Origin of the sequence: Streptomyces albiaxialis (assembly GCF_039530985.1) — a bacterium.
GTDB lineage: Bacteria > Actinomycetota > Actinomycetes > Streptomycetales > Streptomycetaceae > Streptomyces > Streptomyces albiaxialis.
This window is the reverse complement of record NZ_BAAAPE010000008.1, coordinates 139,619-153,378: the sequence shown is the minus strand read 5'-3', so window position 1 is coordinate 153,378 and position 13,760 is coordinate 139,619. Positions and strand designations below refer to the sequence as shown.

The following is a 13,760-nucleotide window of genomic DNA, read 5'->3' as shown; positions in this document are numbered from 1 at the left end:
GGGTTTCGCGCGGCGCGTGCTCTTCTCCGGACGGGTGATTTGATCCTCATCCTCTTGTACGCCTAAGACGTTCGGTGCCTGATGGAGGAAGTAGCCGCACATGTAAGGCGAATGAGGGAGGTGGCTGGAATGCGTAAGTTCGTGGTGAGCACGCAGGTGGTCTGCCGGTCGGACCGGAACCGTGGCATGTGGACCTGGCACTGGCACTACTGCTGAGGCCGGAGGGGCCGGGAGCGCACGCCGCTCCCGGCCCAGCCACATCCCGTCCCCTTCCCCGTACCGGAATCGAGGGAGCCAGCCCCATGCGCCTCCGCCGTTCCCGCAACATGACCTGCTACTGGCACGAGGGTCTCTTCGTCCTCCACCCCTATCCGCACGGCACCCCCACCGCCATGCACCCGGCCGTGGCCGAGATCCTCGCCGCGTTCGAGGACTGGACGGGGCGGGCCGAGGCGGCGAAGGCGCTCGACCATATCGACCCGGAGACGCTGGAGGAGGCCGTCCTCGCGCTGCTCGGGGCCGGGGCGCTGCTCGCTGAGGACAGCCCCGAGGCCCGGCGCGACGCCGAGACCGCTGAGACGTGGGGCCAGTGGGCGCCGGAGGCCCCGTTCTTCCACTACGTCACGCAGGACGTCCTGCTGGGCAGGCACGAGGAGACCGGCGGCACCCCGCAGGCCGACCGGGCCGACCGGGCCGACCGGGCCGACCGGGCCGACCAGGTCGACCGGGCCGACTCCGCCGCCATGCCGCCGCTGTTCACGCGGTACGAGGACGGGCCCCGGATCCCGCTGCCGCGCCGCCCCGCCGACCTGCGGATCCCCTACGAGCAGGTGCTCTACGGGCGGCGTACGCACCGGGACTTCGCCCCCGGGCCGGTCGCCCGGTCCGTCCTGGCCACGCTGCTGGCCACGACCTTCGGCCCCGTCGACTTCATCGACTGCGGCGTGGGCGGGCTCTTCCGGCGTACGAGCCCCGCGGGCGGCTCGCGGCAGGAGATCGACGCGTACGTCGGCGTGCTCGGCGTCGAGGACGTGGCCCCCGGCTGGTACCACTACAACGCGCTGGAGCACAGTCTTGAGCTGCGCACCGAGGGGCTGGCCCGGGAGCGGGCCGCGCATCTCGCGGCCGACCAGGAGTGGGCGGGGCGGGCCGCGTTCCTCGTCGTGCTCGCGGCGCGGCTGGAGCGGATGAGCGTCAAGTACCCGACGCCGCGCGGCTATCGCGTATGCACCCTGAACTGCGGGCATCTCGGGCAGACCTTCGCGCTGACGGCGACCGCGCTCGGCCTCGGGCCCGCGCAGACGGGCGCCTTCCACGACACGCTGGTCGCCGAGGCGTGCGCGCTCGACAACTCCGGGCACACCCCGCTCTATCTCCTCGCCGCCGGGCATCCGGTGACGGGCGGCGAGGGGCGGGACACCCCGCCGCCCGCCACGCTCGACACGTTCCGGATCACCCGGCTCCAGGACTGACCTGGGCCGAGCCGCACTTCATGGCCGGTCCCGGAGGGACCCGGTGTGGGCACGCGTGTGCGGGTTGCGTCATCCTCGGCGGTACGACGCGACGATCACCGCACCGAGGAGAGGCCCCCTTGAGCACCGGCAACGGCACCCCGGCCCGAGGCAGCTACTACGAGCGCACCGGCGAGCACACCTTCAAGCCCACCCCGCACGCCAGTGGTGCCTGGTCGGACGACGAGCAGCATTTCAGTCCGCTGGGCGGGCTCGTGGTCCACGCCCTCGAACGCCACCTCGCCGCCGCCCCGCGCCCCGGCATGGCCCTCAGCCGCATCAGCCACGACATCCTCGGGCGGCCCGCGCTGGACGAGTGCGAGGTGCGGGTCGGGACCGTACGGCCCGGCCGGACCATCGAACTCCTCGAAGCCGTCGTGACGATCGCCGACCGCCCCGTCGTACGGACCCGCGCCTGGCTGCTGGCCTCCGGCGACACCGCCGCCGTCGAGGGCGGCGCCGGGGAGCGGCTCACGCCGCCCGAGGAGCTGGAGTCCTGGCCGATCGCGGACGAGTGGCCCGGCGGCTACATCGCCTCGGTCGACGTCCGGCCCCTCGCCCCGCCGCGCCCCGGCCGTACGGCGGCGTGGGTCTCCACACCGCTCGACCTGGTGGCGGGGGAGCCCGCCGGGGCGCTCACGTCGTTCCTCACGCTCGTCGACACGGCCAACGGGATCGCCGTACGGCAGTCGCCCCAGGAGTGGATGTTCCCGAACGTGGACCTCACCATCCACCTGCACCGGCAGCCCTCGGGCGACTGGACCGGGCTCGACACCAGCGTCGTCTTCGGGCCCACGGGCCAGGGCCTCACGTCCACCGTCCTGCACGACGTCCACGGCCCCGTGGGCCGCGCCGAACAGCTCCTCACGGTCCGCCCGCTGCAGCCGTGACCCGCGGCGCGCCGGGCCCCACCCCGTGCGCCCCCGGTCACCAGACGCGCGCGAGATCCTCGATCAGCGGATCCGTCTCGCCCGCGCGGGTCGCCAGGACGACGCTGACCGGGTCGATGCCCTCGATGGGCACCGTCGTCAGCCCGGGGCGCAGCCGGGGCCGGCGGTCGCCCGCGGCCAGGATCAGCACGGTCCGCTCCTCGGCCACGAGGTCGAGCTTGTCCTCGAACGCCTCGTAGTCGCTCGGGGCGCTGGGCGCCGGGACGCCGTCCGGGCGCGGCTCCAGGCGCGTGAAGTCGCTCCACTCCGGGACCGCGCTCGGGCACCGCGGCAGCGCCTCGTCGCCGAGGTCGTCGACGGTCACCGACTCCTTTCCGGCCAGGCGGTGCTCCGTGGAGACGACCAGGACCCGCGGCTCGCTCCACAGCTCGGTCAGGCGCAGACGGTCGGTGGGGAAGGGCAGCGGCGCGCGGGCGACCAGGGCGTCCACGCGGCGGTCGGCGAGCGCGTGCGCGTCGTTCCACTCCAGGTGGCGGGTGCGGACGCGGGCCGCGGGGTGCCGGTGCCGCAGCCTGCGCACGGCGTGCGTGATCACCAGGTCCTCGGCATACCCGATCGTGAACTCGCGCGGCGCGGCGCCCTCGCGGGCGGTCACCTCGGCCCGGTGCGCCGCCTGGAGCAGCGCCTGCGCCTCCGGCAGGAAGGCCCGGCCCGCCGCCGTGAGGCGGCTGCCCTGCGGGGTGCGGTCGAAGAGACGCACGCTCAGGTGCTCCTCCAGACGCTGGATCTGGCGGCTCAGCGACGGCTGCGCGACGTGCAGCGCGGCGGCGGCGCGGCTGAAGTTGGCGTGCTCCGCGACCACCGTGAAGTAGCCGACGAGCCGCAGATCGAGATCCGAACCGGGAACGCGCATGCTTCGAGCGTACCGATATGCGTTCCGTGCATGACGGGTTGCGATTCAGGTCTTGGACGCGGCCGCCGCCCCCGGATTTGAATCGGGGCATGAAGACATACGACGGAAAGCGTGCCCTCGTCACCGGCGGCACCAGTGGAATCGGCCTCTCGATCGCGCGCATGCTGGCGGCCGGGGGCGCCGGAGTGATGGTCACAGGACGCAGGGAATCCGGACTGGCGGCGGCACGCGAAGAGGGCCTCATCGCGGTCCGCGGCGACGCCACCGTGAAAGCCGATATCGACGCCCTGGCGGAAAGGGCGGGGGAGGAGCTGGGCGGTCTGGACGCGGTGTTCCTGAACGCGGGCGTCTCCCACTCGGGGGCGTTCGAGGCGACGACCGAGCAGGACTACGACGCGGTCCTCGGGGCCAATACCAAGGGTCCCTATTTCACCCTGCAACGGCTGCTCCCGCTCCTCGCCGAGGGCAGCGGCGTCGTCCTGACCACCTCGGTCTCGAACGTCCTGGGCCAGCCGGACCACACCCTCTACGCGGCGAGCGAGGCGGCGCTGCGGTCGATGGCCCGCACCTGGTCCCGCGAACTCCTGCCGCGCGGCATCCGCGTCAACGCGGTCAGCCCCGGACCGGTCGACACCGGAATCCTGCGCAAGAGCATGCCCGCGGACGTGGTGGACGGCCTGATGGCGCAATTCGCCGAACAGATTCCCATGGGCCGCGTAGGAAACCCCGAAGAGGTCGCCCGAGCCGCCCTTTTCCTCGCCTTCGACGCGACGTACACGACGGGCGCCGAACTGGCCGTGGACGGCGGCGGCACCCAATTGTGACGCCTGCCGGGGCGAGGGCGGCGAGCAGCACCGGCGGAGAGTCTGCCTTTCGGGCAGGGAAGGACCCTACTTTCGTCAGTGGGGCCGCCGTCCCGTTCTTCCTACGCTCCCGGCATGATCTCAAGACGCCGCACCAGGACCGCCGTTCTCGTCGCCGCCCTCGGCCCGCTGCTCGCCACCGTGGCCTGCACGTCCGCCACCGCCAGCCCGGCCGAGCCGGCCGCCGCCGCGCCGGAGAAGGAGAAGCCCCGGCTCGCGATCCCGGACCTCACCGGCCCGTACGCCGTCGGGCGCGACACCCGGCAGCTCGTGGACCACTCGCGCGAGGACCCCTGGGTGCCGTCCGCCGGGCCCCGGCGGCTGATGATGTCCCTCTACTACCCCGCCCGCGAGAAGGGGCGGGGCAAGGCCACGCCCTACATGTCGGAGCGGGAGGCGCGGCTGCTGCTCGAGGGGATCAAGAAGGACGACGCGATCGACCCTGCCACCGTCGCAGCGACCCGCACCCACGCCCGTACGGGCGCCGCGCCCGCGCGCGGCAAGCACCCGCTCGTCCTGCTCTCGCCGGGCTTCACCCTCCACCGCGCCACCCTCACGCTGCTCGCCGAGGACCTCGCCTCGCGCGGCTACGTCGTCGCCTCGCTGGACCACGCGCACGAGTCGTACGGCACCGAGTTCCCCGGCGGCGTCGTCACCTGCACGGCCTGTGAACGCGTCGAGGGACAGCCGGACGACGAGGCCGAGAAGAAGATGATCGCCAAGGGCGCGCGGGGGAGGGCGGCGGACATGTCGTTCGTCCTCGACAAGCTGCTCGGCTCCGGCTCCGGCTCCGGCTCCGGGCGTGCGGGCGGCCTCGGGCGGTACGCCTCGCTGATCGACCCGGAGCGGATCGGCGCCGCCGGGCACTCCCTCGGCGGCAACGCCTCCGCGTACGCCATGGGCCGCGACCCGCGCATCCGCGCGAGCGCCAACCTCGACGGCACCTTCTACGCGCCCGTGCCGCGCGCGGCGCTCGGGCGGCCGGTGCTGATGCTCGGCACCGAGGCCGGGCACAGCCCCGGCAGCGACGACCGGACCTGGCCGCGCGACTGGAAGCGGCTCAAGGGCTGGAAGCGGTGGCTCACGGTCAAGGACTCCGGCCACTTCACCTTCAACGACCTGCCGGTCCTCGCCGGGCAGCTCGGCCACAGCGACCCGGCAGCCCCGCTCTCCGGCAAGCGCTCGGGGCAGATCACCACGGGCTACGTCGGCGCGTTCTTCGACCAGCACCTCAAGGGGCGGCACCAGCGCCTTCTCGACGGCCCGACGAAGACGAACCCCGAGGTGCGGTTCCGGGTACCATCCGCCTGACCGAGAGGGGATGTTCGTGGAATTCCTGTTCTACTGCCGTGACAGGCCCGGCACGTTCGACCTGCGGATGAGCCTGGGGGAGGACCACTGGGCCTTCATGGACCAGTACGCCGACGGGATGATCGCGCGCGGCCCCACGTTCACCACCGACGGCACGGTCGTCACCGGCAGCCTCCACATCGTGGACCTCCCCGACGCGGAGGCGGCCCGCTCCTTCGCCTACGACGAGCCGAACTACCGCGCCGGTGTCTACGAGGACGACGTCCTCATCCGCCGCTGGCGCAACGTCCTCGGCCGCACGATGTGGGAGTACGCCGGTGAGCGCCCGGACCACGAGCGCTTCCTGATCCTCGCCCACGGAACGTCCCCCGAGGCGCCGTCGCTCGACGCGTACGCCGAACGCCTCATCGCCTACGGCCCGTTGCTCGCCGAGGACGGCGAGACGCCGCGGGGCCTGGCGGTCCTCGCCGAGCTGCCGGACCGCGCGGCGGCCGAGAAGATGATGGCCGACGGCCCGTACGACCGGGTCGAGATCCACGCCTGGACCTTCGGGGGCCGCCGTTAGCGCCCCCGCTCCCGCGCGTACGCGGTGAACGCCGCCCACGCCTCGGGAGAGAGGGTGAGATGGGGGAGCCCGGTGTCCTTGGAGTCGCGGATGTGGATCGCCTCGGCGCCCGTGGCGACCTCGACGCAACTGTCCCCGTCGCCGCCGCTGTGGCTGGACTTGCGCCAGGAGTGCGCGACCTCCACGCAGTCGTCCCCGTCGCCCCCGCTGTAGCTCGACTTGAACCAGTTCATAGTTCCCCTCGCAGTTGCTTCAGGAGACCCACCGTGTCCGTTGAGGTGAGTGCCTGTGAGCGCATCCTGGCATATCGCCTTTGCAGGACGCTGATCTCTTTTTCGTCACAGACGAGAAGGCCGCCACGCTGACCTTCGCAGTACGCGTACCACTTGCTCTCCGGCGTCTCCAGAAGGCGGATCGGGCCGTCCAAGCCCGCGTGCTTCCACTGGACCAGTGGCATCACTTGCAGCGTGACGTTTCGGAGGTCCGTCAGCTTGAGCACCTCGTCGAGCAGTTCGCGAGTCACCTCGGGGCCGCCGGTCTGGCGGCGGAACAGGGACTCTTCCACGATGAAGCTGAACTCGGTCTCTTGTCGCTCACGCAGCATTTGCTGGCGGTCCGTCCGGGCAGCGACCTGAGCCTCGATGCGGGCATCCGCGAGGGTGGGAAGCTGGTTCTCGAACACCGCCCGCATGTACGCCTCTGTCTGCAGCAGGCCCGGGATGATCCGGCACTCGTAGGTGTAGAGGGTGATCGCCTCACGCTCCAACTTCGCCCAGCGGCGGAACCAGTTGGCGAGGCCGGGATTGCGGGAGAGGTGGCGTGCGGCTCGTTCGATCGTGCCGAAGGCGTCGAGGACCTCGTCGGCCTGGGCCGGAAAGTCGGGGGGAGGGAAGCGGCGGCCCTGCTCGACGGAGCTGATCGTGTGGGTGGAGTAGCCCACCCTCCCCGCCAGCTCCGGCCGGCTCATCGCGGCGCGTTCCCGAAAGCACTGGACGATCTCGCCGAACTCGCGGAGGCTGTCCGACGATTCGGGCTCTTCGTAGTCCGTCATGCACACAGGGTTACGGGTCGATCAGCGTACTGTCGACACCCCGTAGGCGTACGCTGACCCACCGTACGAGCGGGAGTGCTGGTCACGGCGGGGCGCGGCGGTCACCGTAGACGTATGCACGCGACCACACCGCCGCAAGCACCCGTTACCGTACGTGTGTTCAGCCAGCGGTTCTCCGCCACGAGGCGCGGTGCCCGCCTCGCCCGCCTCCTCGCCCTCCACCAGCTCGACGCGTGGGGCGTCCCGTACGGCGCCAGAGCGTCGGACGAGGCCGGTGCCGTCGTGGCGGAGCTGGCGTCGAACGCGGTGCTCCACGGCCGCGTGCCGGGGCGGGACTTCGAGCTGCGGCTCGTTCTCGACGGTACGGCGAAGACGCTGCGGGCCGAGGTCACGGACACGCGCGGCGAGGAGAGGCCGCCCGCCGCGCCGGAGCGGGCGGGGGACGAGGACGAGGGCGGGCGCGGACTGCTGATCGTCGCGGCGCTCAGCGCGCGGTGGGGCGTGACGGAGGGGCCCGCGCCGCTCAAGACGGTGTGGGCGGAACTGGACGGCGTCACCCCCTAGAGGGCCCGGTGCGCAGGTGGATGCGCTCGCCCTGCTTGCCGAAGAGGCTCAGCACCTCGACGTCGCCGCGACCGGCGGCGCCGAACCAGTGCGGGGTCCGGCAGTCGAACTCGGCGGCCTCGCCCTCGCCCATCACGAAGTCCTGGTCGGCGAGGCGGACGCGGAGCCGGCCGCGGAGGACGAAGAGCCACTCGTGGCCCTCGTGGGTGCGCAGGTGCGGCTCCTCGTCGTGGGCCGGGATCACCATCTTGTAGGCGCGCGGCTCGCCTTGGCGACGGGAGAGCGGGACGAGGACGCGGCCGTCCTTGCGGGTGGGGTGCTGCGGCACGCGCGGGTCGAGGACGCGGGGCGCGGCGACGATCTCGTCCAGGGGGACGCCGAGCGCGGCGGTGATCGGCAGGAGGAGTTCGAGGCTGGGCTTGCGCTGGGCGGACTCCAGGCGCGAGAGCGTGCTGGTGGAGATGCCGGTGGCGCGCGCGAGGTCGGCCAGGCTGAGGTCCTTCTTCTCGCGGGCGCGGCGCAGTCGGGGCGCGATCTGCTCGATGGCGGCGCTGACGCTGGGCTGCGGATCGTTCATGGCCGCAGTCAATCAATGTGTCCCGGAACCGGCAACGTCCTTTGCGGGAACCGGGCGGCTCCCCGGATTCTCCCCGTGGAGGTGATCCGTATGGACACAGCGACGATCACGGAGAGAGGCCGCTCGGGGCGGCAACGGCAGCGGCAGCGGCAAGGGCAACGGCAGCGGCTGCCCCTCGGCGTATATCTGCTGGGCTTCTGCCTGTTCGCGATGGGCAGCGCGGAATTCCTGCTGGCGGGCGTGCTGCCCGCCGTCGCGGCCGACCTGGACGTCACGCTCTCCCGGGCCGGATTCCTGATCACGGGATTCGCCCTGGGCGTCGTCGTCGGCGGGCCGCCGTTCGCGGTGCTGAGCCTGCGCTGGCCGCGCCGTACGACGCTGGTCGTCACGCAGGCCGTGTTCGCCGCGAGCGTCGCCGTCGGCCTGTTCGGCGGCTACGAGGTCCTGCTGGCGACCCGCGTCGTGTCCGGCGTGGCCTACGCGGGCTTCTTCGCCGTCGCGTCGGTGACCGCGATCGGCATGGTGACCCCGGACCGCAACGCGCGGGCCTCGGGCGTCGTGGTCAGCGGACTCAGCGTGGCGATGGTCGCGGGCGGCCCCGCCGGCACGCTGCTCAGCCACTTCACCGACTGGCGCGGCGGCTTCTGGGCCGTGGTCGCGCTGACCGTCGCCGGGCTCGCCGGGTGCCTGCTGGGGCTGCCGGGGGACGACGCGCACGGCGGTCGTACGGACGGGGGCGCCGAGGGGCCCGCCGTAAAGCCCGCCGCACGGACCGGCCTCGCACGGGAGTTCGCGGCACTGCGGCGTCCCGCCCTGTGGGGCGTCTTCGCCGTCACGATCCTCACGACGGCGGCGTACATGATCACGTTCAACTATCTGGCCGCGATGCTCGCCGAGCTGACGGGGATCGGCGAGGTGTGGATCCCGGCGGTGCTCGCCCTGTTCGGGGTCGGCGCCTTCGCCGGGCTGTCCATCGGCGGCCGGGTCGCCGACCGGCGCCCGCACGCCGCGCTCCTCACCGGGGCCGTGGCGCTGGTGGCGCTGTCGCTCGCGATGGCCGCCGCGGTCCACCGGGCCTGGGCGGTGGTGCCGGTGGTGCTGGTGATGGGGATCGCCGCGTTCGTCCTGAACCCGGCCCTGTACGGGCGGGTCTTCGCGCTCGCCGCCGACGCGCCGACGCTCGCCGGGGCGACCACCGTCTCCGCGTTCCAGTTCGGCATCAGCGCCACCCCCGCGCTCGCCGCCGCCGTGCTGACCCGGGGAGCCGGGCTGACCTCGGTCTGCCTGATCGGCGCCGCCCTCGCCGCCGCCGCAATTCCGCTCGTCCTGCGGGATCGGGCACGCGTACGATCCGCCGCATGATCACCCCGCCGGGCGAGGCCCTCGTCCCGTTCCGACTCGACGTCCCGCAGACAGAGCTGGACGACCTCCACGCGCGGCTGGACCGTACCCGCTGGCCGGACGAGCTGCCGGGCGTCGGGTGGGCGTACGGGGTGCCGCGCGGCTATCTGAAGGAGCTGGCCCACCACTGGCGGCACGTCTACGACTGGCGTGCCGCGGAGGCCCGGCTCAACGCGTGGCCGCAGTTCACGACGGAGATCGACGGCGCGACCGTCCACCTCGCGCATGTGCGCTCGCCGGAGCCGGACGCGACGCCGCTGCTGATGACGCACGGCTGGCCCGGCTCGATCGTGGAGTTCCAGCGGGTCGCCGGGCCGCTCACCGACCCCCGCGCGCACGGGGGCGACCCGGCCGACGCCTTCCACCTGGTGCTGCCGAGCATCCCCGGCTTCGGGCTCTCCGGCCCGACGAGGGAGCCGGGCTGGGAGCTGCTCCGGGTGACCGGCGCGTTCGCGGAGCTGATGCGGCGCCTCGGATACGAGCGGTACGGGGTGCAGGGCGGCGACTGGGGCGCGGCCGTCTCCCGCGAGCTGGGCCGCCTCCGGCCGGACGCCGTGCTCGGCGTCCACCTGAACCTGCTGCCGAACTCGGCGCAGACGGCCGAGCCCACCGAGGCGGAGCTGGCGCCGCTGAGCGACGAGGAACGGGCGCGCACATGGGCGTCCTGGGAGCGGATGCGGGCCTGGACGCGCGAACGCCAGGGGTACGCGGACATCCAGTCCACCCGGCCGCAGACCCTGGCGTACGGGCTGACGGACTCGCCCGTCGGGCAACTGGCCTGGATCGCCGAGAAGTTCAAGGAGTGGACGGACTCGGCCGACCGACCCGAGGACGCCGTGGACCGCGACCAGATGCTCACGAACGTGATGCTGTACTGGCTGACCGGCACCGCCGGGTCCTCGGGCCGCATCTACTACGAGCGTGCCCACGCCGACTACTGGGGCAGGCCGCCCGAGCCGTCCACCGCCCCGACCGCGCTCGCCGACTTCCCCCGCGACAACTTCATCCCGCTCCGGCACATCGCGGAGCGCACCAACACCCTGGTGCGGTGGACGAGTTACGAGCGGGGCGGGCACTTCCCCGCGATGGAGCAGCCGGAGCTGCTGGTCGCCGACATCCGCGCGTTCTTCCGCGAACTCCGCCGCCCCTCCACCGGTCTACCGCAGGCTCCCTGAGCCCCAGTAGTCTCGGCGTCCTGCCGCTGCCCACGCGCCACGGGAGGTCGAACCACAGTGATCGTGCTCGGTTACAACGGATTCACCAGGGGCGCGGAGCTGTTCGGCCGCCTCTTCGGCGCGACCGGCGTGGACCGCAACGGGCTCGTCGGCCATGACGCCGCAGCGGCGCTCGTCGTCGACGGCGAACTCGTCGCGGCCGTCGAGGAGGAGCGGCTGAGCCGGGTCAAGAAGACCTCCGACTTCCCGGAGCGGGCCATCGCCTGGTGCCTGGAGACCGCGGGCCTCGGGCTCGACGACGTGGACGTCTTCGCGTTCCCCTGGCGCTTCTCCGAGGCCGTGGGCGAGGAGATGATCGCGGAGATAGCCGACGGCGGGCTGCCCGTCGCCGCGAAGTTCGACGCGCTGCGCCGCACCGGCGAGCTGTACACCGGGATGCTCAGCCCCGAGGCCGTCCACGCCGACTTCGTCGAACGCACCGGCTACGCCCTGGACCCCAACCGGCTCGCCCTCGTCCCCCACCACCTGGCCCACCTCATGTGCGGCGCGTACCTGGCGGGCGGGGGCGACGCCGCGTTCGTGGTCAGCGACGGCCGCGCCGAGGCCCTCTCCTCCGTCATGGGCGAGCTGCGCGGCGGCGTGGTCCACCTCCTCGACGGCACGTCCGTCCCCATGACCAGCTCGCTCGGCGTCGCCTACGGCCGCATCACCCGCTATCTGGGCTTCGTCCCCAACAACGACGAGTACAAGGTGATGGGCCTCGCCGCGTACGGCCCGCCGCCGCGCCGCAATCCGCTGCTCGACGCGGTGGTGCGGCTGCGCGAGAACGGCGCGTACACGATCGACATCCCCCGCGACCCCACCGCGTACTACGCGCTCTTCGACCGCCTCTTCGGCTGCGGGGGCGGGAGCGGCGCGCGCGAGGAGTTCGACTTCCGCGTCAAGGTCGCCGGGATGGCGCAGCACATGGCCGAGACCGTCACCTCCCACCAGGTCCGGGCCCTCACCGCCGCCTCCGGCCTCGACACCCTCCTCTTCGAGGGCGGCCTGGCGCTCAACTGCGTGGCCAACACGAAGATGCTGGAACGCTCCTCGTTCACCGGCATGGAGGTCAGCTTCGGCGCCAGCGACCCGGGCGTCGCGATCGGTGCCGCCGTCCGCACGGCGGGCCTGCGCAACCGCCCCGCCGACGCCGTCACCACCCCCTACCTGGGCCCCTCCTACGACGAGGCGCACATCCGCGAGGCCCTGGAGGAGTACGGGGACCGCGTCACCTGGCAGGAGGAGCCCGACGCCGCCTCCGTCACCGCGCGTACGGCGGAACTGCTCGCGGAGAAGAACGTCGTCGGCTGGTTCCAGGGCCGCGCCGAGTTCGGCCCCCGCGCCCTGGGCAACCGCAGCATCCTCGCCAACCCGGCGTTCCCCGACATCAAGGACGTCATCAACCTCCGCGTCAAGCACCGCGAGCCCTTCCGCCCCTTCGCCCCCGTCGTCCTCGCCTCCGAGGCCCCGCGCGTCTTCGAGATGGGCAAGAAGGCCTCGTCCCCGTACATGACGTTCGTCTTCCCGGTCCGGGAGGAGTACCGGTCCCGGATCCCCGGCGCCTGCCATGTCGACGGCACGGCACGCATCCAGACGGTCGACGACCGGCAGAACCCGCCCCTGGCGGAGCTGCTGCGCGCCTTCACCGCCCGTACGGACGTCCCGTGCCTCCTCAACACCTCGTTCAACGTGGCCGGGGAACCCATCGTCTGCTCCCCGCGCGACGCGCTGGAGTGCTTCCTGACGACGGAGATCGACCACCTGGTGATCGACCGCTTCGTGGTGACGAAGAAGGGGCACTGAGCCCCGCGTCCGGGCCCGTCAGGCGCGGAGCGCCGCGAACCCCTTGACAGTGGTGCGGGGCTCGCCCGGCGCGGGCGGCCCGGCTCCCCTGAGCCCGGCAGGCGGGCCGCGAAGCTATGCGGTCGGCTCGTCCGCTGTCACAGGCGATCCGTCCAGCGGACTGGCCATGTCCAGCAGCAGCATCGCGTCGTGGTCGGGGCTGCCGGGCGTCGCCTGGTACGCCACGAGACGCTGGCCGTCGGTCCGCGAGAGCGCCATCACCTCGTACGCGAGGGACATCTCGCCGACCTCCGGGTGCTGGTAGCGCTTGAGGCCGCCGCCGCGCGCCTCCACGTCGTACCGCGCCCAGATACGGGCGAAGTCCGGGCTCTTCATCACCAGCTCGCCCACGAGCGCGGCCAGCTCCGGCTGGTCCGGGTTGGCGCCGCCGATCGCCCGCAGATGGGAGACGCTGTGCCGGGCCATGACCTCCCAGTCGGGGAAGAGGGCGCGGGCACGGGGGTGCAGGAACATGTACCGCGTCACGTTCCGCTGCCGCTCCGGCCAGTCGTACAGCCCCGGCAGCAGGCGGCGGCCCGGGAGGTTCGCGGCCAGCACGTCGTTCATCCGGCTCACGACGTACGCCGGGGCCGGGCGCAGGGACTCCAGGAGCTGCACCACGGTGGGGCGGACCGTACGGACGACGGGCCGGGCCGGGCACGGCTGGTTCGCGGCGAGGGACACCAGGTCGCGCAGCCGCTGGAGCGCGTCTCCGGAGAGCTGGAGGGCACGGCCCAGCGCGTTGACCACCGCCGGGCTCGGGCGGGTCTCGCGGCCCCGCTCCAGCCGCGTGTAGTAGTCGACGCTGACCCCGGCCAGCGTCGCCAGCTCCTCGCGGCGCAGCCCCGGCGTACGGCGGATGCCGGTGCCCGCCGGGAGGCCGGCGTCCTCGGGGCGTACGTGCGCACGGCGGGCCCGCAGAAAGCGGCCCAGCTCGGAACCCTCGCTGCTGCCTTCGTTGCTCATCCGTCCATTGTCGCAAGGCGCCTGAGGGCCCTGGCGGCCGTGAGGGGCCCTGTCGCACCCCTGCACCGCGCTCCCCCGAAGAGCGCGGT

The 13,760-nt window shown here is 72.8% G+C and carries 14 protein-coding genes; 9 read left to right on the top strand and 5 right to left on the bottom strand.

Going from position 1 to position 13,760, the window contains the following annotated elements; genetic code table 11:
• Nucleotides 1–302 precede the first annotated feature (302 nt).
• Nucleotides 303–1,472 (top strand): SagB/ThcOx family dehydrogenase, encoded by a 1,170-nt coding sequence (locus ABD343_RS16890; protein WP_344528890.1) that lies wholly within the window; start codon nt 303–305, stop codon nt 1,470–1,472.
• A gap of 119 nt (nt 1,473–1,591) precedes the next feature.
• The gene (locus tag ABD343_RS16885; protein ID WP_344528888.1) at nt 1,592–2,401 is read left to right on the top strand and encodes a thioesterase family protein; all 810 of its coding nucleotides are present in this window, start codon (nt 1,592–1,594) and stop codon (nt 2,399–2,401) included.
• 37 nt (nt 2,402–2,438) lie between these two features.
• On the opposite strand, the gene ABD343_RS16880 is transcribed toward ABD343_RS16885, so the two are convergent.
• Nucleotides 2,439–3,314, bottom strand: coding sequence for a LysR family transcriptional regulator (locus ABD343_RS16880; protein WP_344528887.1), 876 nt, complete (start codon nt 3,312–3,314; stop codon nt 2,439–2,441).
• Between the two features lie 89 nt (nt 3,315–3,403).
• On the opposite strand from ABD343_RS16880, the gene ABD343_RS16875 reads away from it, so the two are divergent.
• The 3 genes from ABD343_RS16875 to ABD343_RS16865 all read left to right on the top strand — a co-directional run bounded on the left by ABD343_RS16875 (nt 3,404) and on the right by ABD343_RS16865 (nt 6,053).
• Nucleotides 3,404–4,138 carry an SDR family oxidoreductase gene (locus ABD343_RS16875; protein WP_344528885.1) on the top strand — a complete coding sequence of 245 codons (735 nt, stop codon included), beginning with the start codon at nt 3,404–3,406 and terminating at the stop codon, nt 4,136–4,138.
• A 114-nt stretch (nt 4,139–4,252) separates the two neighbouring features.
• On the top strand, nt 4,253–5,488 hold the full coding sequence (locus ABD343_RS16870; protein ID WP_344528883.1) for an alpha/beta hydrolase family protein: 1,236 nt from the start codon (nt 4,253–4,255) through the stop codon (nt 5,486–5,488).
• A 16-nt stretch (nt 5,489–5,504) separates the two neighbouring features.
• Nucleotides 5,505–6,053, top strand: a complete 549-nt coding sequence (locus ABD343_RS16865; RefSeq protein ID WP_344529302.1) for a YciI family protein — start codon at nt 5,505–5,507, stop codon at nt 6,051–6,053.
• Here the strand turns inward: ABD343_RS16865 and ABD343_RS16860 are convergent.
• Together ABD343_RS16860 and ABD343_RS16855 are read right to left on the bottom strand one after the other, a co-directional pair.
• Entirely contained in the window at nt 6,050–6,286 is a 237-nt protein-coding gene (locus tag ABD343_RS16860) for a DUF397 domain-containing protein (protein WP_344528881.1), read from the bottom strand. The genes ABD343_RS16865 and ABD343_RS16860 overlap by 4 nt on opposite strands.
• A complete protein-coding gene (locus tag ABD343_RS16855; protein ID WP_344528879.1) occupies nt 6,283–7,104 on the bottom strand; it encodes a helix-turn-helix domain-containing protein in 822 nt (273 codons plus the stop codon). The genes ABD343_RS16860 and ABD343_RS16855 overlap by 4 nt, the downstream gene beginning before the upstream one ends.
• A gap of 114 nt (nt 7,105–7,218) precedes the next feature.
• Between ABD343_RS16855 and ABD343_RS16850 the strand changes: the two genes are divergently transcribed.
• Nucleotides 7,219–7,668 carry an ATP-binding protein gene (locus ABD343_RS16850; RefSeq protein WP_344528877.1) on the top strand — a complete coding sequence of 150 codons (450 nt, stop codon included), beginning with the start codon at nt 7,219–7,221 and terminating at the stop codon, nt 7,666–7,668.
• On the opposite strand, the gene ABD343_RS16845 is transcribed toward ABD343_RS16850, so the two are convergent.
• On the bottom strand, nt 7,658–8,245 hold the full coding sequence (locus tag ABD343_RS16845; protein WP_344528875.1) for a helix-turn-helix domain-containing protein: 588 nt from the start codon (nt 8,243–8,245) through the stop codon (nt 7,658–7,660). The genes ABD343_RS16850 and ABD343_RS16845 overlap by 11 nt on opposite strands.
• 210 nt (nt 8,246–8,455) lie before the next feature.
• On the opposite strand from ABD343_RS16845, the gene ABD343_RS16840 reads away from it, so the two are divergent.
• The 3 genes from ABD343_RS16840 to ABD343_RS16830 are packed head-to-tail and all read left to right on the top strand — an operon-like array spanning nt 8,456 to nt 12,666.
• A complete protein-coding gene (locus ABD343_RS16840; protein ID WP_425578210.1) occupies nt 8,456–9,607 on the top strand; it encodes an MFS transporter in 1,152 nt (383 codons plus the stop codon).
• A complete protein-coding gene (locus tag ABD343_RS16835) occupies nt 9,604–10,821 on the top strand; it encodes an epoxide hydrolase family protein (RefSeq protein ID WP_344528871.1) in 1,218 nt (405 codons plus the stop codon). Before ABD343_RS16840 ends, ABD343_RS16835 begins: the two co-directional genes overlap by 4 nt.
• Before the next feature lie 57 nt (nt 10,822–10,878).
• The gene (locus tag ABD343_RS16830) at nt 10,879–12,666 is read left to right on the top strand and encodes a carbamoyltransferase family protein (protein WP_344528869.1); all 1,788 of its coding nucleotides are present in this window, start codon (nt 10,879–10,881) and stop codon (nt 12,664–12,666) included.
• 114 nt (nt 12,667–12,780) lie between these two features.
• Here the strand turns inward: ABD343_RS16830 and ABD343_RS16825 are convergent, their stop codons facing one another.
• Nucleotides 12,781–13,671: a helix-turn-helix transcriptional regulator gene (locus tag ABD343_RS16825; protein WP_344528867.1), complete on the bottom strand. Its 891-nt coding sequence runs from the start codon at nt 13,669–13,671 to the stop codon at nt 12,781–12,783.
• Between the last annotated feature and the right edge of the window lie 89 nt (nt 13,672–13,760).

Excerpts from the sequence above, each read along its gene's own strand:
- ABD343_RS16890 (WP_344528890.1), top strand. The coding sequence starts at position 303 with ATGCGCCTCCGCCGTTCCCGCAACATGACCTGCTACTGGCACGAGGGT.
- ABD343_RS16880 (WP_344528887.1), bottom strand. The coding sequence starts at position 3,314 with ATGCGCGTTCCCGGTTCGGATCTCGATCTGCGGCTCGTCGGCTACTTC.
- ABD343_RS16875 (WP_344528885.1), top strand. The coding sequence starts at position 3,404 with ATGAAGACATACGACGGAAAGCGTGCCCTCGTCACCGGCGGCACCAGT.
- ABD343_RS16870 (WP_344528883.1), top strand. The coding sequence starts at position 4,253 with ATGATCTCAAGACGCCGCACCAGGACCGCCGTTCTCGTCGCCGCCCTC.
- ABD343_RS16860 (WP_344528881.1), bottom strand. The coding sequence starts at position 6,286 with ATGAACTGGTTCAAGTCGAGCTACAGCGGGGGCGACGGGGACGACTGC.
- ABD343_RS16855 (WP_344528879.1), bottom strand. The coding sequence starts at position 7,104 with ATGACGGACTACGAAGAGCCCGAATCGTCGGACAGCCTCCGCGAGTTC.
- ABD343_RS16850 (WP_344528877.1), top strand. The coding sequence starts at position 7,219 with ATGCACGCGACCACACCGCCGCAAGCACCCGTTACCGTACGTGTGTTC.
- ABD343_RS16845 (WP_344528875.1), bottom strand. The coding sequence starts at position 8,245 with ATGAACGATCCGCAGCCCAGCGTCAGCGCCGCCATCGAGCAGATCGCG.
- ABD343_RS16840 (WP_425578210.1), top strand. The coding sequence starts at position 8,456 with ATGGGCAGCGCGGAATTCCTGCTGGCGGGCGTGCTGCCCGCCGTCGCG.
- ABD343_RS16835 (WP_344528871.1), top strand. The coding sequence starts at position 9,604 with ATGATCACCCCGCCGGGCGAGGCCCTCGTCCCGTTCCGACTCGACGTC.
- ABD343_RS16825 (WP_344528867.1), bottom strand. The coding sequence starts at position 13,671 with ATGAGCAACGAAGGCAGCAGCGAGGGTTCCGAGCTGGGCCGCTTTCTG.